Origin of the sequence: Veillonella sp. T34266-5 (assembly GCF_002959815.1) — a bacterium.
In the GTDB taxonomy this organism is placed as follows: domain Bacteria; phylum Bacillota; class Negativicutes; order Veillonellales; family Veillonellaceae; genus Veillonella; species Veillonella atypica.
In genome coordinates this window covers 1-24,203 of record NZ_PPCZ01000008.1, presented here as the reverse complement: position 1 = coordinate 24,203, position 24,203 = coordinate 1, and the positions used below count along the sequence as shown (strand labels likewise).

The following is a 24,203-nucleotide window of genomic DNA, read 5'->3' as shown; positions in this document are numbered from 1 at the left end:
GAACCCTCATCCCAGCGTCTGTGAAAGTTTAACGTTTCAAATTATAAACCTAATTTTGCCATCATTGCAGCAATTTGAGCTTTCATTTGTTCATTTTCTGCTTTCAAATCAGATACTTCGCCTTTTAATCCGGCATTTTGAGCTTTCATAGCTGCCATTTCTTGTTGCATTGCATATGTGGAACTGATAGGGCCTTTGCGGTAACGATCTGCTACAGCAGCTTCGCTATCACGGTTGCCAACTTTCCAAGTTACACCAGCGTTCGCCATCATGTGGCTAGAACCACCAGCCCAGGAGATGCCACCATGAATCAATGTGGATTCATTTTTGTAATGAGCTACGCCAAGAGCCACTGCGGAGTTACCACGGTAGTTACCATAACCCGCCATGATTTGAGTTGGTTCTAATGGATCGTATTGGATAGGTTTCAATGCTGCAAGAGCTGCGCCTTGAGCACCTACACGGCCGACTTCTTCACCAAGTTGGTCGATACGGTTGTTAACACGGTCCAAATCTGGTGTAGCATTAGGATCTACATGTAAATCATATGTGACTTCACCGGTAGTAGTATTTTCACTTCTATTGATTGTTACAGAATTATCATTAGATGTAACTTTTGTACGAGCTGCTTTCAATTGGTCAAGGTTAACTGCATCTGTACCATCTGTACCAGCTTTAACATTAGTAATTTTATTACCACCCATGTTGAGGTTACCACCGCTAATTGTTACAGCAGGAGTTGTAGCACCAGCAGGAACATCTGCGATAGAGATAGAGGAGTTACCGTTAGAAATCTTAGTAATACCAGACAATTCGTTAGCTAATTGAACTCTCAATTTACCACCGTCGTTATTCACGCCGATGTTATTATCAGTCAATTTAGTTTTATCTGCACCACCAACGATATCGATAGTTTCGTTCAATTTTTTGGAGATAACTTTAGTTTTATCTGTGCCTTGAGCATCATCACCAGCGTATTTTACGCCATCATCATGAGTTGCTACTTCATGTTCGTTACCATCTTTATCGTTGTATACGATACGAGTGATACCATCAGTACCATTTACACCTGGTTTGCCTTCTTTAACAGTAATATCAGCAGTTGCATTTTTACCATCTTTACCAGCAGGGCCAGTTAAACCGATGTGACCGATACCGTCTTTACCGGAGATAGATACAGCATCTTTACCGTCTTTACCGATAGAAACTTTACCGTCAAGACCATTCGCACCATCTTTACCAGTAATGGATACACCGTCTTGACCATCAACGCCATCTTTTCCTGGAACACTAACGGATTCTAAACCTTTAAGGTTCTTATTAAGACCGATTTCAACAGTTGTATTACCAGCTGCATCTTGTTTGATGTTAGTTCTGATATTATCAGTGTTGTATTTATCTGCAAAGTTTTCGGTAGTGCCGAGAGCGCCTGTACCAGCAATAGTTACTTTAGAACCAAGTTTATTTGTCTTAGGATCTCCGTTATTTGCATCGAATACAAGGCCTTTGTCGATAAGAGCATCAGATGTAGATTTGAGGTCAGTTACATTAACTGCACCATACTTAGCATTAGGATTAGCTGCTGCTGTATTAATCTTATCTAAGAATGTAGTACCAGTTTTATCAGCGATGGAGGAACCAACGTTTTGTAACTTAGTAGGATCTGTAGAAGAGTTACCAGCACTGTTCATAGATGCAATCACTTGGTTTGCAGGAACTACTGTACCAGTACCATTAATATTTGTATTGAAAGTACCATCTGGTTGTTTGTAAACTTTAGTGCCATCTTCCTTAGTATAAACAACAGGAGTTTGTGCATTATTTACAACACCTTGGTTGTTGATAGTGATGTCATATTGGTGACCTTTAGTTGCATCATAAGTTGCAGATGTAGGGTCGTTTTTATCAACTACTTTGATGGAGCTATCAGAAGATGTAACAGTTGTAACATTATCTTTCAATTGTTTTACGTTTACTGCATCAGTATTAGCTGTGCCAGCTGCAACATTAGTAATTTTGTTACCACCATTATCAAGACCTTGGTTAGTCAACTTAACATCAGTTGTAGTTGTACCAGGAGTTGTAGGCGCTTTAATAGTAATGCCATCGTTATTTACAACAGTATCACCCATTGTTACAGAGCCATCTTTAGTGAGGTTAAGATCTTTGTTCATCTTAACAGTTAAAGTATTTTGACTATCTGCTTCAACTGCGATGTTACCAGCTGCAGATTTGAACTCTTGGCCATTAGCTTCTAATTTACCAGCTGCATTTTCAGTAACGCCTTCACCTTGAACCTTCACAAGAGAATTCATTGGTTGTTTATTTTCTTTAGAAGTGTTGTTACCAGTGAAACGCAACCCATCATCCATAGTCGCTACTTCACGTTTAATATCGTTGCCATCAGTATCTTTCAATGGGTTGCCATTAGCATCTTTTGGTACGTAAACAATACGTTGAGATTGATTACCATTGTTTGCTTCTGGTTTAACAAGAGTTTGTTTACCATTTTCAGTAGAAATATCTACAGATTTGCCGTTTGTACCAGCAGGACCTTGAGGGCCTGTTAAGCCGATTGTACCAACGCCATCTTTACCAGCGATAGATACAGCGTCTTTACCGTCTTTACCAGAGATACCAACTTTACCATCGATACCATTTGTACCAGGAATACCTGTAGCACCTTGAGGACCAACGATAGTTACACCATCTTTACCAGCTTGACCATCTTTACCATTTACAACAACTTTGTCTAAGTTAGTAAGATCTTTATTTAAAGCATATGTGTAAGTAAGGTCGCCGTTATTTTCTTCTTGTTTAACGGTCAAGTTCTTACCTGCAGCATAAGTTACAGTTTTACCACTAGCAACAGGTTTTACGCTTGCTGTCGTACCAGTCGCAAGATTACCACCTGCATTAGTATTGAACCCGTAATTATTGCCACCAGCTGGAATATTCAAGTCGGAGAAGTCGATAACTGCTTTAGGACCAGTTACAGCTTTACCATTGCCATCATTGAATGTTAATTCAACTTGTTTAGTTGCTGCATTATATTTGTAAGCTTGAGCTGCTGCGCCTGGGTTAGTATTACCAGATGCTACGCCACCTTTATCAGCGTCTTTACCACCAACTGTTGGAGCAATATGCAATTCAGACGCTTTCAATGCTTCAGCAGTATTATAAAGATCAGATACGTTAACTGCTGCATTTTTAACATTAGAACCAGCATCAGCAGCTGCTTTCAATTTATCCAAGTATGTAGCAGTTTGTCCTGCAGGCATTGTTGGATTTTGATTTTTAATAGCAGAGCCAATGTTGTTAACAATCATGCCACCATCTTTTGTTGTTTGGCCAGTTGCTGCTTTAGGGTTTTCGAAAGAAGTGATGATATCGCCAGTATATTCAGCTGTTTCACCAACTTTATGGAATTTACCGTCTTTATCTTTCGTTAATTTTTCACCATCTGGAGTTGTGTAAACTGCTGGAGTTACAGCATTTACAGTGTAAACAGTATGGTTATCTGTTGCATCCACAGCTGAAGTTACAACTACATTGTCACCAGCTTTAACTTCTGTACGGTTTTCTTTCAATTGTTTTACGTTAACTGCATCAGTATCAGCTGTGCCTTCTTTAACGTTCACAATCTTGTTACCGCCGTTATTAAGACCGGATTGAGTCAAGCTAACGTTAGTTGTTGTACCACCAGTAGGCGCTGTGATTGTTACACCACTATTATCTACTTTAGTGTTACCTGTTGTTACAGAACCATCTTTAGTAAGGTCGATAGTCTTAGCCAATTGAACTTTCAACTTGCCGTTGTCTTCATTAACACCAATGTTATTATCAGACAAGCTACCAGTTGCACCGCCAATAATATCGAGTTGTTCACCCAAAGGTTTCTTGATAACAGTTGCGTTATCACCCTTGAACTTCAAGCCATCATCCATTGTAGCTACTTCACGTTTAATCGTGTTGCCGTCGCCATCTTTCAATGGATTACCATCTTTATCTTTTGGTACGTATACGATACGTTCAGACTTGTTATCATTGTGAGCTTCTTGCTTAACAAGGGTTTGTGTGCCGTGATCAGTAGAGATATCTACACCTTTACCATCAGCACCAGCAGGGCCTTGAGGACCTGTCAAACCGATTGTACCAACGCCATCTTTACCAGCAATGGATACAGCATCTTTACCATCTTTACCAGAGATACCAACTTTACCATCAATACCATTTGTACCAGGAATGCCAGGGGCACCAGTAGCACCTTGAGGACCAACGATAGTTACGCCATCTTTACCAGCAATACCATCTTTACCATTAACAACGACTTTGTCGAGGTTGGACAAGTCTTTATTTAAGGCAAATTCAACCTTAGCGCCATTAGCATCAGATGTTTGTTTTACAGTTAGGTTCTTACCTGCAGCCATTTCAACAGTATTACCATTGGAAATGGTCTTAGCAGCAGTTTCAGATGTAGAATCTGTATTACCTGTGGATTTTACATTCCAAGAAGAAGCAGTTGTAGTGCCACCACCAGTAGCGCTTACAGTGTAAACATCTTCACCATTAGATCCTGTGGTCTTACTAACACTTACGTTAGAACCAGCTTCAACAACTGTCTTAGCCGTTTTCAATTGTTTTACATTAACAGCATCGTTGTTATCTGTACCAGGAGCTAGGTTCACAATCTTATTGTTAGTTGTGCCATCACCCAAGGACAAGTTACCGCCCTTAATAGTTACAGCAGGAGTTGTAGCATTTGGAGCGTCATTCAATAGGATGGAAGTGTTGCCGTTAGTTACAGAGTTGATACCCTTCAAGTTTTTGTTCAACTTGAGTTCCAATGTATCTGTACCGTTAGCTACTACAGCGATGTTACCAGCTGCAGATGCGAAGGTTGGAACATCCGTTGCAGTAAGGCCTTCACCTTGAACTTTTACAAGAGAACCAAGTTTATGCGCATTTTCGGTTCCAGTGTTGTTACCAGTGAATTTCAAACCTTTGTCAACCAATGCATCGGATGTATTCTTAAGGTCTTTTACGTTTACAGCTGCATTTGGTGTGTTAGTCGCTGCTGTATTTAACTTAGTCAAGAATGCATCGCCTGTGGATGTACCAGTTTTATCAATAGCAGAGCCCACATTGTTGATAACCATGTTACCGCCAGTTGTGTTGCCATTACCATCCATGAAAGATGTGATTACATCATCTTTGTCTACATTATTACCAGCAGCAAGATTGCTATTTGTTGTGAAAGTGCCATCTGGACGTTTGTACACTTTCGTACCATCAGCTTTAGTGTAAACAGCAGGTGTTACAGCATTAACTGTATATGTTTTTTGACCTGTTGTTGCATCAGAGCTTTCAGATACGTTGACATTGTCACCAGCTTTTACGATGGTGCCAAGGCCAGTGATGACATTCTTACCAGCATTATCGATGTTGGAGAGATCTTGTTTAGCGATACCTGTGATAACAGCTGTTTCATTAGGCACATCGGCATTATCACCGTTTTGGTAAGTCATTGTTACTTTGCCATTAGTATCTACCGCATAAGTACCTGGTTTGATATGACGTTCTTTAGCAGCCACAGCCTTCAATTGAGATACATTAACTGCATCGTTATTATTGACACCATCAGATACATTGGTAATTGTCTTATTACCAGCATTAATACCAGTTTTAGTGATGGATGGACCACCAGTAATAGTCAAGCCATCATTAACAATTTTAGTGTCACCAATTGTCAAGGAGCCATCTTTTGTTAAATCAACGTCCTTGTTCAAGGCGAATTCAACTTCAGCACCGTCAGTCGTATTAGTTTGTTTTACAGTAAGATTTTTACCTGCTTGTAAGTCGACTTTCTTTTGGTCACTAATTGTTTGTGTAGTATCACCAGAATGAGTGCCATCAGTAGCAGATGTATTCACCTTCCAAGAGGAAGCAGCGCCACCAGTGGATGTAGCATCAATGGTGTAGATATCATGACCATCTCCACCTTGTGTTTTAGTAACATTCACATTGTTACCAGCTTTTACTTCTGTGCGCAAACCTTTAATTTGGCTGTAGTTAACTGCATCAGTATCATCTGTACCAGGAGCTACATTAGTGATTTTGCTACCACCCATGTTGATTGGGCCATTTGTGATATTGATAGAATTAGCACCAATTTCCATTTTTGGACCAGTTGTTGTATTAGAAATGGATGTGATACCTGTCAAATCACCTTCCACATCAACTTTGAAAGTCTTAACACCATTTACATCACGGCTGGATGCTTTAGTATTTTTACCATCTTCCATGTTGATAACGGATTTAGCAAGATTTTTAATCTTTGTTTCGCCGTTATTAGTGATGTTAGAAAGATCTTGATTAGCAACGCCAGTAATAATTGCTTTGTCACCAGCAACATCTTTACCATCACCATCAACATAAGTCATGGTTACATTGCCATCATTATCTACTGCATAGGAACCTGGTTTAATGTGGCGTTCTTTAGCAGCTACAGCCTTCAATTGAGATACATTGACTGCATCGTTGTTATTGACACCATCAGATACATTGGTAATTGTCTTATTACCAGCATTGATGCCTGTTTTAGTAACAGATGGACCACCTGTGATTGTTAAACCATCGTTGTTAACTTTAGTATCACCAATTGTTAAAGAACCATCTTTAGTTAAATCAACATTCTTGTTCAAGGAGTATGTGAATTGTTTATCAGTTTGGTCTAATACAATGTTTTTACCAGCACTCAATGTTACAGTATCGCCAGGGCTTACTTTTTTGGATACTTGAGTACCTGTTACGCTACCACCGTTATTGGAGGAAACTACGTTCCAACCAGATTCGTTGATTGCTTTTGCAACATTGTCAGTTGTAGCAATGCCGTTTGTAGTAGGCGCTACTGCTTTACCATTAGTATTAGTAATATCAGCACCTATTTTAGCTTTTACTGTAACACCATTTTTATCAGCAGATGTAGAAATAAATGTAGGCTCATCACCTTTAATTTTCAATGTACCATTGTCTAACAATACATCGCCATTGCCAGTGTCACCAGCGTATTTCAAGTTAACACTTCTCAATTGAGCTACGTTAACTGCGTCGCTGTCAGCAGTACCTGCTGCAAGGCCTGTAATTTGACGAGTTGCATTAGCACCGTCACCTACGGAAACTGCTGCCAATGTGGAAGTTTGTACATTATCAGTTAAACCATCATATTTGTTTGTACGAGTTTCTGCAGGGTTAAAGCCTTTAACACCTTTATCTACTGTTGCTTTAGACTGAGAACCAAGAGCAACGCCATCTTTTACAGATGCAACAGATTCTTGACCTAATGCAGTCGCACTTTCAGCAGTAGCATTTGCTTTAAAGCCAAGGGCAGAGGCACCTTTTTCTGTTGCTTGCGCAACACCGCCTACTGCAGTGGAAGCAACGCCTGTAGAATTAGATTGCATACCAATGGCAATAGAACCTGTTTTACTAGCTGACGTTTGATAACCTTCACCATTACCAGCAATAGCGATAGCACCAGAACCTGTTGCTTCAGAACGAGCACCAAGGGCAACAGAAACGTTAGCAGATGCTGTTGTTTTACGACCGATTGCAACAGTATCTTCTGCTGTCGCTTTATTTTCACGACCAATAGCGATCATTGTATTACCTGCGGCACGGCCACCATTTACAGTAGAGTCTGCAAGGTTATTTTGACCAATAGCAATACCACCACCAATGTTCGCATTATTGGAAGTACCCATTGTAATTGTATCCTCTTTATTAGAGTTATTCTTTTCACCAATAGAAATCGCACGATCGCCAGTAGATGTATTTGTATTGCCGATAGCAACACCACCTGCACCACCAGTAGTTGTATTATTTTTACCAATTGCTACAGAAGAACTACCTTGTGCATTAGATTTATATCCAATAGCAGTCCCGAAATTAGCACTTACAGCTGCTTCACGACCCATGGCAATGCCGCCCCAACCGTTGGCATCGGCTTGTGGACCAATAGCAACCGCATTTGCTTGGTTCGCTTTAGACTCACGACCCATAGCAATGCTATCGCCAGAAGAATTCGTTTCAGCCTTATGACCGATACTGATGTTATCAGTACCCTTTGCCCAGCTTTCACGGCCTACAGCAATAGAGAATTGACCGCTACCTCGATCTGCATCATGATTATTTGCATCTACATTCGCACGATTACCAATTGCAATAGAATCATCAGCAGATGCCATAGATACATTACCAATCGCTACAGAAGCACGACCTTTCGCTTTATTGTAGGCACCAAATGCAGCCGCTGCACCACCAGTTGCCTCATTACCATTACCAACAGCTACTGCAGAGTTTTCTGTTGCAGTATTTCCCGCACCGATTGCAACAGTCCCCCAATTGTTATCAGTTGTATTTTGATAACCTACAACAATAGAATTAGAGCCTACATGGTTACTACCATTTAATGTACCATTAGGAGAAATATTAACAGAGCTATTCCCTAAGTCTGTCCCCGCTTGTACTGGTGTACCCATAGTACCAGCCGCAGCTACCATAGCCAAACCAGCTAACACGCTAGCAAGAGCTTTTTTCTTACCACCATTGTTTTTTGCAACTTCGGAAACTACTACGTAGCACTCTTTAGTTTTGCTCCAAACAACCTTAAAAATCTTATTCATAGAAACTATGAACCCCCTTTTTAAATAGACACAATTACAATCAAAATGTTTTCCTTATAGTTTGATGAGTCATAATATAAATACTACTAAAAATAATTTATTTCATAGCATTTCATTTTTTACTCATCTTGTGTCATATATAAGATATCAAAAAAAGAATACCTTGTAAATAGTATTCTTCATTTTTCACTCATATATTTTTAATATTTTAACTTTATTTATAATTATTTTATATTTGTATATAAAAATCATAGATTTTATGTGTATTTTTCGCCTACTCATAGCAAGTAATTCAATTAAATTCGATATAGAACCATTTCATTCGATATAATCATCAGTTTTACTTATAAACTATTCTTTCATCAATTTAATTGCTTTCATAATCATCGATATAATTAAAATTCATATATTATCTATATTCTCTAACTTTACTTTTACAAAATATATTATACATATGAGGTATTTTTAAAATTCATAAAATCGTCGATTATAACCAACTATACAAGGAATAATTTGTACATAAAAAACACTTTTATAGTATACTAAAGAAATAAAAGACATTAATACTAAGGGGGATGTTATATGAAAAAGGACGATACACAACACAAACTAGAGGCAGCAGTACCTAATCTAAACCAAGCACAGCATATTACTCCACCTGCGCATGTTACAACAGATGCACAAGCGGATATCGACAATTTAAAAAATTCATACGATAATTTTCTCTATATTTCAAAAGCATTTCCAAATACAAATATTAATTCACTTATCGCTAAAGGTCGTATTTACGGACTTAATCCAGTTCCAATTAATGGGGCTCGTGTATTAGAACTCGGTTCCTCCTGTGGTGGGAATATCATTCCACAAGCATTGTATTATCCAAATGCTACTTTCACAGGCATAGACCTATCATCAGTACAAGTACAACACGGGAATGAACTTATCAACTCAATGGGACTCACGAATGTAACATTGCTAGAGAAAGATATCATGGACATCGATGATGATTTTGGTACCTTTGATTTCATTATCGTACACGGCATTTGGTCATGGGTACCTGATGTAGTGAAAGATAAAATTCTTTCTATTTGCAATCGTAATTTATCAGACCGTGGCATTGCCTATATATCATATAATACATATCCTGGATGGAAACGATTAGAACAACTACGTGATATCATGCTCTATTCGGAAAAACATGCACCTCATGATTCCTTAAAAGATCGCACGGTGTATACGAAGAATGTATTAAAACTCATCGCTGAAACGATGAAAATGGATGAACGGTCTCGGGTATACTCGGATTACAAAATCAAAAATATTAATCGCGTTCTCCACTCTAATGATTACTATGTAGGTCACGAATATCTAGAATCCTATAATGACCCTGTTTATGTATCACAGTTTGTGAAATGGGCTGAGCAACAAGGTTGTACCTACATTGGTGACGAATCGTTACAACGTTCATTTATTACGTGGCTCGATGATGCAGTGGTAGAAAATATCACAGCCTTATCTCAAGGAAATCATGTGGATAAAGAGCAGTATTATGATTACGTATATGATACGCAATTTCGTATGGCTTTACTCACTAAACCAATCAACGAAGATATGATTAATCGCGATGAAACAATAACTATAGATACATTAAATAGTCTTTATTTCTATACCGCATTAGATGAATATGATGGTGCCCCACCAGAATGGCAAGATAAATCATATATATCCATTAAACAATTAATGGACCTTAGAAAACCATTCAATGTTCAAGATGTAGTCAACTATGTAACAGTACACCATCCTGATTTTGAAATTGACATGGATCGCATATACAGACGTTTATTCCTCTTAGCTATCGTAGGCCATGTGTATGTACTTGGTGAAAGATATAATCAATTGCCATTTATTGAAAATAAAACATATATACCAGAACAATTTATAAAATATATAGCAACGCTCACTGAAGGTAATGGGCTTCAATATATGACGACAGGTAATATGTATAATCAAATCGATCAAGATATCGATGAAGGTCTTTTATTTGTGATGCGATTACTCACAAAGCCTACTACAAAAAAATCAATGCTAGCAATTATGGATGAAAATTTAACAGTAGAACGTACACGCAAAGATGGGACTACGTTTATTGTGCCAAATGATGAATATTTAGAAAAATCTTTACAACATATTGAAAATCTAGGATTTTTTAGAAGTTAACCAATACAAAAATGGCGAATAGTTGATTAACATATCAACTATTCGCCATTTATCATATATATATATAATTTATAATATTATATCTTTTTATGTTATAACCGTACTCTATTAATTATGTTTTAGATCCTTATTTTGATCTGTTTGTATATTAAGACCTAGTACGGAATTTAAAATAGCCTTAAATTGTTCATTATCTGCTTGTAATTTAGCAATTTCACGTTTAGCATCAGCTAAATCACGAGCCATGGCTATTTTAGAACGAGATACTTCAGACTTAGCGCCCCATTTATAAGAAATTCCTGCATTATAAACAGTATCATCCCCACCATTAGCAGTAGATCCAACAGTAATCATTATATCTTCATTTGGTCGATAGGCTACACCAATAGCAGCAGCATTAGCATTATGATAATGACCATATCCAGCCATTATGTCTAATTTATGATCTGGGTCAAAATCTAATGGATGTAATCCAGCGAGTGCGGCGCTTCCTGCAATACCTTTACGTGCTTCTTTTTGATTAGCATCAATAATATTGCGCAAACTATTAGTATTACTACTGAAACTGTTAATTCGATTAACGATATCAGGACTCAATCCTATAGTATATTCTTTACGACCATGCGCATTATCTTGTGATGTAACCGTAATATTATCACCAGCTACAATAGTATTATATTTTTGTGCTTCAAGAGCGACATCATAGAGTTGAGATCCATTAACCGCATCTGTAGATGTAGAAGATACTCTACCAGCACTGACGTTTTGAAGTTGACGAGTATAAGTTGTAACACCACTTGTACCAGCACGACCATTAGCACCAAAGGACACAACAGAGTCTGGAGTACTGCCTGCAAATGTGACATTACTAAATTTAATGTCACTTGCATTATCTTGTATTGTACTTGTACCAACTGCTGCATCGGTTACAGAATTAGAGCCAATAGCGACACTATTTGGAATATCTGCCAATGTATCATTACCTTGAGCTACCGCACTATTACCTAATGCACTCGCGTTGCGACCAATAGCAATGGACGCTTCACCATCAGCGATTGCAGAATGACCATTAGCGATTGCATCTTTACCAGATGCTTTTGCTAATGAACCTACGGCTAACGCTGAGTTACCACTAGCAACGGCTTCATTACCTGCAGCAAAAGCATATTCTTCTGTCGATTTTGATTTATACCCAACAGCAGCACTATAATCACCACTAGCAGCAGCATGATTACCTGTTGCTAAGGAATAATCACCTGTTGTCTCTACATCACTACCAACAGCTGTAGATTGCACACCAGAAGCCACAGATTGATAACCAATAGCACTACTATATTGGTTAGATGCTTTTGTGCCATATCCTACTGCAGTAGCCATGACATCGGTAGCTTTTGAAGATTTACCAATAGCCACTGCACTTTTAGCAGATGCATAAGAACCATTACCAATCGCAATAGTATGCTCACCATTTGTTCTAGCCTGTGCCCCAATCGCATAAGTATAATCAGTTAATGCCTGTGCAGAAGAACCGAATGCCAAAGAATCTCTGCCATGTGCCTCTGATAATGACCCACCAGCAATACTATTCGTACCTAAAGCCTTATTTTTGTCCCCAATAGCAAACGCATTATCACCATCTACTACATTTTTATATCCAGCAACCAACGCACTCGTAGCAGTTGCTGAAATCGTATTACCATTACCAAAGGCTTCTGCCCCTTCTGCCGCTGCCGCAGGATCAATCGTATTATTAATACCTCCAGCGAATACAGACCCCGTTATAGAAGCCATAGTCATAGCGATTAACATTGTTTTTTTGTTGAACTTTACCATAATCTAACATCCCCTAATTAAATAATACTTATATATTTATTACATAAAAATAGCAGATAATTGGACTTGCTAAACTAACTATCTGCTATTATATATAATCAATAAATTATTACTTTTTTATATAACTTACACTCTTAACTATTTTTTATTGACACGAACACGTTCAATAGTTGGTTCTCCTTGATGATTTTTAGCCACTGTATCAACACGGAACAATGCCATTTCAGGGCTAAATTCTGTTACGAGTTGTTCGTTTACTTGTACGCCGTTTTGAATAGCACGGTATACGATTTGTGCAAACTCATAACGTGTTAACATACGGTCCCCACCGAATGTTCCATCAGGGTACCCTTCTACTAAGCCACGACGAGATAAATCGCTAACAGCTTCATATGCCCAGTGATTGCTTGGTACATCTGGGAATAATGTAGTACGGTCAGCTTTCATATTTGTACCAGCTACACCATTTAAAAGAGTTGTCAATTTTTGGATTTGTGCATTTTGAATCGCCACAGTTTTCTTAAGTTCTAATACTTCTTTACCAATAGCTACACGAGAACGAGATACATTGCTGTGAGCGCCGACTTTCACAGAAAGACCTGCATTCACAATAGTTTCACCATTACCGACAGTAGAACCCAAGCTCAATTGAACATCTTCGTTAGGGCGATAGAAAGCACCTAAAGCAGCAGCATTACCATCGTGGTAATGACCATAACCAGCTGCAAAGTCCCATTTAGCATCTGGGTCAAAGTCAAGTGGATGTAATGCAGCCAATGCAGCTGCACCTGCTACGCCTCGATTAACACGTTTATCTAACTTAGAAATGTCACCTTTGATATTCTTGATGTCAACAGAGGATCCTTGAATTTGATCTTGTACGCGTTTAAGTTGAGATACATTAACTGCATCAGTATCTGCTACACCAGCTTTCACATTTTTAATGATTTGGTCGCCTGCGCTGATACCATTTGTAGTGTAGTAAACAGTGTTACTTCCTTCACTTGCATACATACCGGTTTTATCAAATCTTGCTTGTTCTAAGGTATCTGTGTTTTCGATTTGAACACCAGTAGGTGAAATACCAATATTTTCGCTACCGTTGAAGAAGCTAGCACGGTCTTTATCGATACGAGAACGCACATTATCAGTAGCTTTGCCGAAGGTAGCAGAGTTCATATCTACTAAATCTTTATTTACAGCTACTTTGTATTCAACACCGCCATTAGCATTTGTACCAGGTGTAACAGTTGTATTATCCCCTGCTACAACAGTAGTATGCTTTTTAGCATCTGCCTCAACAGTAGAGATTTTAGTTTCTACCTTTTTAAGTTGAGCCACGTTAACCGCATCAGTATCTTTTGTACCGGCTGCAACAGATGTAATTTGGCGTGTTACATCATTCGCTACATCACCAACAGACACAGCAGATGCTGTCGCTTTCCATGTAGAAGTCGTATCAGTAGATGCCGTATTTGTACTAATATCATAACCTACTTCACCAGCTGCTACAGTTGCTTTAGAGCCGCTACCTAGTGCTACGCCACCTTCTTTAGATACTTCTGTATTATGACCAATAGCTACTGCATCGTTCACAGTTGTAGTAGTTTCTGCGTCGCTAGAACCAATAATGACAGTGTTATTAACACCTGTTACCTTACGGTTATCACCAACGATAACTGTATTATTAGCATCAGATACAGTATTCTTAGAACCGATAGCAGTCAAATGCTGTACATTAGATGCAGTATTACCTACACCCATAACAAGGTTATCCGCACTTTCAGCACCATTAGCACCTGTTACAGTGTTTTTGATACCAATCATAGAGGTACGCAATGTATAGTCAGCCTTGTTGCCACCACCGAAAGCCATTGTAGCACCGCCACCGTCAGATTTTTTAACAGAAGTACGTAATTTCTCAGCTAATGCTTTTGCAGAATTGCCACCGCTAGTTGGTGCACCAGAAATAGCTTTAACAGAATTTGTAATTTCGTTGCCAGCCCCCATGATAATGGAGCCATTGGAATTAAACGTTCTATTTGCTGTACCAACAATACTATTACCTATACCAGAGTAGCCACTAATTGCAGTCTTAGACTCGATACTATTTAAAGAACCTGTAATAGTTGCACCAAAGTTTTGTGCTGCTTGTGAGCTGAATGATCCACCATCATAGGCACCTGTGATAGCAGAATAGGCACCATTAACTACACCAAAGGTAGCATTATTAAAACTATTAACACCAACTGTAGTTGCATTTACACTCACATTATGAGAACGCATACTACTAACATTATTTGTATCTACTGTGGTATCCCCAATGTCGCCCTTATAATTATGAGTACCAATCATAATCCCACCAGAACGAGCATATGTATTTTGACCAATAGCTACACCAGTTGGTACTTTAGTTGGATCAGCTGGAACAAATGGCGCACTAAAGCCAAAAAATCCAGAGCCTTGGAATGTAGTCTGTTTAAAATTAAAATTAGCCTCTTGCGTACCTGCCATATTTTCAGAAAAAGCTTTTTCACCAATCGCTATGCCACCACCTTGGTTAACATAGTTATTTGTATGTGCACCACTGCCAATAGCAATATCTCCAGTAGCAGGACGATTAGTACCATTTGCATAATTAATTTCAGCACCATTACCAATAGCTACATTTTTAACCTCTGGTGCAGTACTACCTGTACCATAAGCAATGCCATTCCCCGTACCTGTTGCTGTATCTGCAGCGCTAGCTACCATACATAAGCTAGACAACAACACACCGTTAATTAATAAAGCTAATAAACGTTTTCGTTTGTTCATTTTACCGCTCTCCATTTCACAAATTATACACAAGATGAATTATATATACACAAAATTCATCTTATCTTTATATTTCAATATTATACCACTTTGCTTTGATTTGTAAAATCATTAATTTAATATGAAGTTAACGATTTTTAAATATACCTTATACTTATTTCTTTAATAACCATCTGTAATATATCTTACAATATAAGATTTACTATAGAATCCTATTTCTTAATAGAATACATTTTTTAAACCGAGTTTAAAAACAAATATTTTTGCAAGACCGTTAAACAAAATAAAAAGCGGATAGTACACCATAAAGGATAACTATCCGCTTACATATTAGCTTTATTCTATAACAGATTCACTTACGATACACATACTATAGAATATTTAACTATTATTTATTATTCAATTTTTGTAAGAGCATATCTACTGTTTCTTGTAACTTTTTATTTTGAGCCTCCAATGTATCAACCCGTTGTTCGAGAGCGTTATAGGAAGCAGGAGAGATGTTTTGTAACGTTTTGTTTTCGCCGAATTTGTAGGATACACCAAGGTTAGCCATGATATGGTCGTTTACAGTGGCACCTGCTGTAAGTAGCAAGTTTTCCTTTGGATAGTAACCCACACCGAGAGCTAGGGCATTGGCATCTTTATAGTGTCCAATACCACCCATCACTTGTACTCGATTATCTGGATCAAATTGCATTGGATGTAATGCAGCTAGTGCCGCAGCACGAGCATCGCCTTTATTGGCCTCTTTTCCCATATTACTAATTTTATTGTACAGATTATCGATTTGTTGGTTCGCACCATATAATTGGGAACCATTGATGGCATCCGTGGATTCCGCGCTAACGCGGCCAGCTGCCACATGAGTGATGGTACGTTCTGCATCAGTAGCACCTACCGATACAGTAGATACTGGTGTAGTGCCGGCAAAGTTAACGGTACCGCCTACATAGGTATAGCTTGGAGTGCTCACCACATCACTACTTTCAGCAGTGGAATTATTACCTAATACAACTGCATTATCTAGAGATGTTTTTACATTATTACCCATTACGAATGTATTATTGGCATCAATTTTGTTCTTGTTACCTACGCTATAGGAGTTATCCCCCTTAACGGTAGCCACATTATACGTACCTACACCAAAGGCGCCCGATTGGTTACCTTCAATCTTGTTATATGCGCCCACAGCAGAATTCTTGTCACCTTTAAAGATAACACCATGACCCATGCCATAGTTAAAATTACCATTTACAGTAGAGTTAGAACCGATTAATACGGTATTATTAGCCTTACTAGAGGCAGCTTGAGAAGTACCAAGCCATACGTTTTTATTGCCTTGAGAATAAGAACCTGCAAAATACCCTATTGCAATTGTATCGGAAATGGTTGAATTATAACCGGCTGCAAAGTTGCCTAAGAAGTTATAATCACCTTTACCACCTACAAAGGTCTTAGAACTAAGTGCTACATTGCCACCACCTTGAGAACCATTTAAAGCAAGACGACCAATAGCGATATTATTACCCTTTGCATTCGGATCTCCTGTATGGGAATATGGATCACTATTAGCTGCCCCAGTATTACCACCAAGCTGAACATTATCTGAATTGGTAAAAGTAGATCCTTGTAGTCCAATATTATAGGCTACACCACCAGTTGAAACGATAGGTGTATCAGCGGCTTGCACCAAGCCCATAAAAGATACACTAAACACACTAACCATTGTTACAACACTTAATTTTGTTGCGTAATTCATGTTACGTCCCTCCTACACTCTTCTCTTACACCATGTTGCTATACTCCCGCTAGCGTTCTCGATGTACCATATATTTCAGCCACCACGTAAGGATTTCCGCAAGTACTCAATTTAGCAAGTATCCGTTTCGTATAATCAAGATGTTCTAACAAAGCATCGCGTAGTTTACGTTGCACGTGGTCAGGGGAATGAAATACGAGTATAGGATCAAAGTCTCCTATGATGATATACGTTGTATGTGGTTCTGGTCCTGGCTCAATGCGGTATTGAAATGGAATGATAACATTGAATAGACCATATACCACATCACGCCCGATTGCTTTGCGCGATTTCAGGCTCGCAAATGTCATGTTCGGACTCATTGTTCTAGGGTCCGTATACATCGGCTTTGACCGCCTCGACGATTGAATGCCGTTTGCTAGAACTCCCTCATGGTGCGCTACTTCTCGTAATACCATCTTAATGGATTTATGGATGATTTCACGCCGACCATCTACATAATAACACGCGGTACAATCACCGCCGTCAATATAGATTGGGATCAAGCAACATATATGGTGATCTACATCTCCATATATGGCATTGGGGTTACAAGAAATTAATTCGTTATTACTTACATTTTGACACGTTGTATTATGCATCATCATGACCTCTTCTTATATTAAAGGAGTAATAATATTAAGGAATTCCTCTTGTAAAAGCTTATAAATAACACGTGTTATAGTAGGTGCTTTAGCAGCACTTATGAGTCAATTGTATACCTATAATTACAAACTGTAAATATATAAATTAAAAAATATTTTAGTTTTTTTAATATTACTTATAACTATGCATATTTTGCATATCTTGGATATCGAATTCTTTGTTATCCGCTACCATCATATAGTACCGCAATTGGTCGATGGCCTTTTGATGGCGTTGTTGCACAGCCTGTCTAGACTGATGTATTTCACAACCTATGTCTACGCATCTCGATATAAGGCAAACAACAATTGCTGTTGCTCGCGTGGCAGTTTTCTGAAAGCAGACCACAGACGATTGCGCAATTCGTCGTCGCTCACGTTTTCGATAATATCTCGTTCAATATTTACGTCATCAGGAAATTGATCCATGGCGGGCTCTGATACATCATCACCGCTGCATAGAGGCAAGGTCAACTCGTGGCGCCACTGATGAGCTGATTGTTTATAAAAATTAAGATAACCATAATGAATGGCTGCTTTCACATAGCCAGAAAATGGTACCTTTCCCGATGTGTGAAAGCTATAGATGGATTCGATAAAGATGATCCACAGAAATGATTCGACGTCATCCGTCATCATAGCCGTACTACATCGGGTTGCATACCGCATGATAAGCGGCCGATAGCGTCGGCATAGTTCAATTTGTGCCGCATCGATAGTCAGTTCCTCGATAGGCCACACGGCTCGTTCCGTACTGAGCACCGATACACGACGTTCTTGACAGACGCGCACTAAACTAAGGTCTGTCACCGCTTGCAACACCTTTTGGGGACAAACCACATGTTTCACGTTCATATTCGTTCCTTTCTGCCTAGGCTTACTTGGAATATACACCCAATTGAGTATTTAGACAAACGAGAAATTCCGCTATAAATGCATAGATTTACAGCGGAATTTTTGTTGTTACATATGTATTTGTGTATAATTACAAACCTATTTCAGAAAAGTACGTCAATTTAGATCAATTTTCATAGCTGTATGAATTTGAATCGATCGTTGTACAATGAGCGAGTTCGAATCAATTACAAGTCGCACGAATTCGAATTCATTTCACTAAAACGATTGTATTAAGCGAGTGTATCTAGCGCAGGTTTTGCAATGGTATCGTAAATATATTGCCCTTGACCGCAATTAATTTCCTCAAGATTTGGGAACACGAACTGGTACCAAAATTGGAACATAGTATTCACAAAATGATAATCTGCGTAACGCAATGGACCACGGCTACCACCTTGAATACGTCCAATAATTTCCATATCCAAGAGGTCGGCCATACGGGTTGCAAAGGTACCACTCTTAAGCTCACTAGCATGACATAATTCTGTATAGAACGGCTTATCCAGTTGTGCCAACGCATAGAGAATCGCATTAGCGGCGCCTACATTACGAATGTAGCGCATAAGCAATCGTTGTGGTTCCGTACATAATATGCCTTGTGGTCTGAAGAATAGACGCACAATATTTTCATCTACCGATAAGGCGGGATCTATATGCACGAGGTTCCCCGGCATACCACCTGTTACATGATATAGCTTAACAAGATCTTCATCCGTATAGTCCCAACCTAATGCTCTCACATCATCAAGTGTGAACGGATTGACCTTGAAATAACTATGGATGTAGGCTGCAATCAAGCTTGATTCGCCGATGATGCGACCTTTCAATTCATCTACATGGGTTCCCATGAGAAGTACGAATACTTTGCCATGGTCGCGATAGGTTTCCATCAAGTCACGCAATATGATAGGCGCTTGTGGAACTGTATCCACAAATGAAGGATAATCATCTATGATGAGCGTGATTCGCTTGTCAAGACTTGCTTGAAAAACGCCACGCAATGCATCCTCTAGAGTCTTAAAAGACCCCGATGGCACCTTTAGTTCTCTCTCAATTGATCGAATATGAATGGACTCATTCGCCAAGCGACCAAGCAGATATATTGTATGATCTTTGCCTAATCGAGCCTGTAACGCTCTAGCGATATACGTTTTACCAACGCTGTAAGGACCGTGTACAACACTCATTTCCATGCGGTCCTGATTGTATAGTTCCATTATGGCGTCAATGACCGCCTCATGGTTACTACATTTCATATAAGATCTCACCTCCCTTAAAATAGTTCTCAGGAGTTTATTATATCATATTTTAAATAAACTATAAAATATATCTTGCAAATTTTAACAAATAGATAATAAATTCATTTTTTACACATAAAAAAACTCTTTTCCCATTATGCTATGTACCCCTTGTACTGGTTGTCCAGTAAAGAGAGTACATTATTACAAGAAAAGAGTTTCTATGCCTAATTTTACATTCTTATTATTAAAGCTTACAGTTGTAAGCCATATCTATCGGTCATTGCTAAATTTCATGAGCATGATGCGGCGCACCGATTCATCAAGGCGTGCTTCGGAAATGGTTCCATTCTCTACAGCCTGTGTTAACGCATCGTGAACTGCCTTGATGTGCTTGGCATGCTTACAAAGAATAACCATGTCGCTGCCTGCATTAATGGTACGCACCGCATAATCCTCTATGGACATACCAGCAATAGCGGCGCCGACCTCGATATCATCGGTCATCACCACGCCCTCAAAGCCCAGTTCATTCCGTAGCCAATCTGTAATAATCGGTTTAGATAGACTCACCGGCTGATTGGCGTCAATAGAGGTTACTTTCACAGCATTTACCATAATCATAGGATGTTCGTCACGCGTCGCATCGATGAGCTGAGCAAAAACGCGGCCATCATCGTCCATGAGGCTCGCCTTAGACGCATCTAATTTCATGCCCGGCACCGTGTAATCAGCGCCGCCTGGAAAATATTGGTACCCCGTAAACACGCGATTCACCGCATAGCGTTTAGTAATGGTCTCACCGATGCGCGCCGCCCGGTCCACATCGCTCGTGTACGAGTAAAATGAGTGGGTATTCACCATGACACCCAAATTGAGATTAAACCCAAGGTCGCGCATCTCAATGGCCGTGCGCGTCGCTAGACTCGACACCGCATCAAGGCCCTGCTTCGATAACAACTTAGGGTCCGTCCAAGGCAGCATCAAATTAGGTCTATACTGCATGCGTTCCCGATTCATGGCGATGAACGGTGGCATGAGGCTGGACGTATTCGCAGTGTCTCGTATGCCTTTTGTGAAAGCCCGCACTTGTTCCTTAGATTCCATATTATCATTATCTAATACAATACCGCCTACGCGATATTTACGTACTAATTCTTTTTGTGACTCGTCAAATGTAGTGCCTTCTAGACCGATACACATTAACTGACCAATCTTGTCCTCTTGTGACATCGTGCGCACACTGCGGTCCGCCTTTTCCGCAGCCGACGCATTCATGGCGGCAATCGCCTTATACCCTACGGGCGCACGGTCAGAACTTGCCGTCGTACTCGGCGTCTCTCGACTACACCCTACAAGGATGCCTATCATGGCTATTGTCAATACACCGCAAGCCAGCCTCTTTACGAACTGCTCCATATCTCTCTACCCTCTATTGACAGCTCAAATACAATCAAGTTACGGTTAGACCTCTGTCCTCTCAGCCATCAGTCTATAGTTAACACTTTATACATTCTATTATATACCATCTATTTCATTAATGCCTCATTAAAAGACCACAATTTTCAACCTGCTGATTCCGCATATTGATAAAAAGGAATGCATACAGATTACAAGTTAGAAATTTCTTCAGACAGCCTCATATATACAAAATAAAAACTGCAACCTAGTCATATATACTGTAACTGATACATTCTCAGTATACATAAGACTAAATTGCAGTTTTTAGGATTATTTACGAGTACGATTCGCCTCTGTTTCATCGGATTCAGATGTCGTACCTGTCGTTTGTTTTGATGTATTATGGAAGGTCATCACCGTTTTAGCCGCCACCTTTTTCACTGGGCCTGTTGGTAATACAATAGGTATTTGAGTGTTTACTTTCACAGGACCATTAGCAGGTACAGGGGCTTGAACCGGTGTCGATAAAGCCTTGACGATATTTGGTTGCGGTGCCGTTGGCGCTACAGATTGAGCCGCCGTTTGAGCTGCTATCGATTGAGATGCTGTTTGCTGTGCTACCACTGGTTTTGGTGCTTGTTTAGGCGCATCCGGTTGTTGACGTGCCACACGAGTCGCCGCCAAGATGCCTGGGTTGCGATACAATAATTGACCACCTTCGGTAGACAATTTTTGATCGTAATAATATACATCAGCGTTGTAATACTCACTGCCACTGGCCACATCATAACGCAAGCCAATCATGGTATACACCGTAAAATGTAGCAACCCGTCCGGTTTACTGCGGTCAATCGAATCGCGGTCCACATACCAATTATTGCCATTATAGGTGAAAGCATAAATATCTTGCCGAGCATCGGCATTGGGTATAACAGATATAAACAGCGCTGCTACAAACATAGCCACTGCACACATACGTTGAAACATGAGGCCTCCTCATTATGAATTACTACCTATATTAATACTATATATATTATATGAATCACATCTTAATATATACATTAATATATACTAATGGTAGGTAGATTATGTAAGTATAAAAATGATTGTATACGATTTAACAACTTATTATACCACATTTTCTGAGATTGCGTTCCTCTGACATCCCTATTTGGAATTAGAACAGGCCTGTAGTATTGATAGGCCCCTTTGATACTGCTCCTTAAAATTAGAACAGGCCTGTAGTAATTTCCGAACCTTCGTACATACCCTTTTAAAATTAGAACACGCCTGTTCTAATTCTAGAGATACCATATAATTGATTAAGTTTATTTGGATTTGACGATATATATAATTTTCCTTATAATAAAAGAAGATAGCCAAGCGAGTAGATCCGTCAGGCTCATCTCAAGTATTATAAACGTGATGAAATGGCCTTTCAGTTACCTAGTTACTTTAGGATAACGAAGGGCTATTTGTCTTTTCCAAGACAAATAAGAGAAGCTAATTATAATGAGAACATATGAGTTAATCAATAAGCATCTATAAATACAGATATATGAGTTAAAATTATAAAAGCCCCCGAGTACTAACAGCTAATATATACAGCTATTAGTACTCGGGGGCTATTTTATATATCGACTATATTCTCAGATTGTTTTAGGTAAACATATCTTAGAATTTATGTGTAAATCCAGCGTTCACAGACCATCCTGCTTTATAGTCGCCAGATAGACCTTTGCTAATATCAGCGTAGATACTGTTGTTAGCGTTGATGCCATAGCGGCCACCGAATGCAAGGTCAGTCCATGTCCCTTTAAGGTCTTGTTCTGTTGATTTCACAGTAGAACCACTTGTGTATGTAGTTTTTACCGAGCCAGAGAAGGCATGGTTAACGCCGATACGAGTATAGATACTGCCTGCGCCAAATGTCTTACCAATTTCAAGGCCAAGACCGCCAGCAGTGCTGCTTACACCAGCTTGGTCTACATGCATGGTGCCTGCATTAAAGCTATCTCCACCAAAGTGAGTATAGCTCAATTGTGCTTGCGGTTCGATGTATACACCATTTTGTAATTTCACAGTTTTACCATAGCGAGCGCCGATAGTGTATGCATTAGCCTTCGTTTCGCCAGATAGGCTTTCACCAATTTCATTACGAGCTGTGAAAGTATTCGTTACACGACCAACTTGGGATTCAAGTTGAATGTATTGATCTTGGCCGAGGTCTTTCAAACCATAGGCACCAACAGCAAAGGCCTTTTCTTTGCCAGAGCCATTGAATACATAATCATCATGGCCACGAAGGTAAGACACTTGACCACCTACGGTCCAACCGCTACTAGTTTTAGCGTCGTAACCACCTTGAATGCGTGTATAGGTTGTGTCGGTATCAATACCTTGTGCATCATAGCTATATTGACCGCCACCGATATGGGCCCAAATACCTGTTGTTGCGCCTTGTTGCAATGCGCGAGGACGGTAAGTATTTGTTAATGTGCGCCAGCCATTGATATTACTCATAATCGCAGAACGAGCACCACGCATATGCGGAGTATCATATGCCGTTGATTGGGCTGGTGCCGGTTGCGGTGCTGGTGTTGGTTGTGGCGCCGGTTGCGGTGTTGGTGTTGGTTGTGGCGCTGGTGTTGGCGTTGGTGCCGGTTGTGGC

Annotated in this window: 11 protein-coding genes; 1 reads left to right on the top strand and 10 read right to left on the bottom strand. The window is 39.4% G+C overall.

The genetic code is table 11. From position 1 onward, the window contains the following. Nucleotides 1–41: 41 nt before the first annotated feature. The gene (locus VIHSUH07_RS04220; protein WP_105084002.1) at nt 42–8,684 is read right to left on the bottom strand and encodes an ESPR-type extended signal peptide-containing protein; all 8,643 of its coding nucleotides are present in this window, start codon (nt 8,682–8,684) and stop codon (nt 42–44) included. A gap of 582 nt (nt 8,685–9,266) precedes the next feature. Between VIHSUH07_RS04220 and VIHSUH07_RS04215 the strand changes: the two genes are divergently transcribed. Further along, nucleotides 9,267–10,901: a class I SAM-dependent methyltransferase gene (locus VIHSUH07_RS04215; RefSeq protein WP_105083829.1), complete on the top strand. Its 1,635-nt coding sequence runs from the start codon at nt 9,267–9,269 to the stop codon at nt 10,899–10,901. A gap of 108 nt (nt 10,902–11,009) precedes the next feature. Here VIHSUH07_RS04215 and VIHSUH07_RS04210 read toward each other — a convergent pair whose 3' ends face one another. The 9 genes from VIHSUH07_RS04210 to VIHSUH07_RS04170 form a co-directional block, all read right to left on the bottom strand. After that, on the bottom strand, nt 11,010–12,734 hold the full coding sequence (locus VIHSUH07_RS04210; protein WP_105083828.1) for a YadA-like family protein: 1,725 nt from the start codon (nt 12,732–12,734) through the stop codon (nt 11,010–11,012). Nucleotides 12,735–12,872: 138 nt separating this feature from the next. Further along, complete coding sequence (locus VIHSUH07_RS04205) at nt 12,873–15,551, bottom strand: S-layer homology domain-containing protein (protein ID WP_233187807.1); 2,679 nt, start codon at nt 15,549–15,551, stop codon at nt 12,873–12,875. Nucleotides 15,552–15,939: 388 nt separating this feature from the next. Further along, entirely contained in the window at nt 15,940–17,313 is a 1,374-nt protein-coding gene (locus VIHSUH07_RS04200) for a YadA-like family protein (RefSeq protein WP_105083827.1), read from the bottom strand. Between the two features lie 38 nt (nt 17,314–17,351). Further along, on the bottom strand, nt 17,352–17,960 hold the full coding sequence (locus tag VIHSUH07_RS04195; protein WP_233187806.1) for a hypothetical protein: 609 nt from the start codon (nt 17,958–17,960) through the stop codon (nt 17,352–17,354). 315 nt (nt 17,961–18,275) lie between these two features. Continuing rightward, complete coding sequence (locus VIHSUH07_RS04190) at nt 18,276–18,851, bottom strand: RNA polymerase sigma factor (RefSeq protein ID WP_233187805.1); 576 nt, start codon at nt 18,849–18,851, stop codon at nt 18,276–18,278. 272 nt (nt 18,852–19,123) lie between these two features. Next, on the bottom strand, nt 19,124–20,149 hold the full coding sequence (locus VIHSUH07_RS04185) for an ATP-binding protein (protein ID WP_105083826.1): 1,026 nt from the start codon (nt 20,147–20,149) through the stop codon (nt 19,124–19,126). A gap of 255 nt (nt 20,150–20,404) precedes the next feature. Further along, a complete protein-coding gene (locus VIHSUH07_RS04180) occupies nt 20,405–21,550 on the bottom strand; it encodes a glycoside hydrolase family 3 N-terminal domain-containing protein (protein ID WP_105083825.1) in 1,146 nt (381 codons plus the stop codon). 312 nt (nt 21,551–21,862) lie between these two features. After that, nucleotides 21,863–22,519: a hypothetical protein gene (locus VIHSUH07_RS04175; RefSeq protein ID WP_105083824.1), complete on the bottom strand. Its 657-nt coding sequence runs from the start codon at nt 22,517–22,519 to the stop codon at nt 21,863–21,865. A 687-nt stretch (nt 22,520–23,206) separates the two neighbouring features. After that, nucleotides 23,207–24,203, bottom strand: a 997-nt coding sequence (locus VIHSUH07_RS04170) for an autotransporter outer membrane beta-barrel domain-containing protein (protein ID WP_146104938.1), incomplete at its 5' end; no start/stop codon positions are given.

What these genes read in the sequence shown, in the direction of transcription:
- VIHSUH07_RS04220 (WP_105084002.1), bottom strand. Translation starts at nt 8,684, where the DNA reads ATGAATAAGATTTTTAAGGTTGTTTGGAGCAAAACTAAAGAGTGCTAC.
- VIHSUH07_RS04215 (WP_105083829.1), top strand. Translation starts at nt 9,267, where the DNA reads ATGAAAAAGGACGATACACAACACAAACTAGAGGCAGCAGTACCTAAT.
- VIHSUH07_RS04210 (WP_105083828.1), bottom strand. Translation starts at nt 12,734, where the DNA reads ATGGTAAAGTTCAACAAAAAAACAATGTTAATCGCTATGACTATGGCT.
- VIHSUH07_RS04205 (WP_233187807.1), bottom strand. Translation starts at nt 15,551, where the DNA reads ATGAACAAACGAAAACGTTTATTAGCTTTATTAATTAACGGTGTGTTG.
- VIHSUH07_RS04200 (WP_105083827.1), bottom strand. Translation starts at nt 17,313, where the DNA reads ATGAATTACGCAACAAAATTAAGTGTTGTAACAATGGTTAGTGTGTTT.
- VIHSUH07_RS04195 (WP_233187806.1), bottom strand. Translation starts at nt 17,960, where the DNA reads ATGATGATGCATAATACAACGTGTCAAAATGTAAGTAATAACGAATTA.
- VIHSUH07_RS04190 (WP_233187805.1), bottom strand. Translation starts at nt 18,851, where the DNA reads ATGAACGTGAAACATGTGGTTTGTCCCCAAAAGGTGTTGCAAGCGGTG.
- VIHSUH07_RS04185 (WP_105083826.1), bottom strand. Translation starts at nt 20,149, where the DNA reads ATGAAATGTAGTAACCATGAGGCGGTCATTGACGCCATAATGGAACTA.
- VIHSUH07_RS04180 (WP_105083825.1), bottom strand. Translation starts at nt 21,550, where the DNA reads ATGGAGCAGTTCGTAAAGAGGCTGGCTTGCGGTGTATTGACAATAGCC.
- VIHSUH07_RS04175 (WP_105083824.1), bottom strand. Translation starts at nt 22,519, where the DNA reads ATGTTTCAACGTATGTGTGCAGTGGCTATGTTTGTAGCAGCGCTGTTT.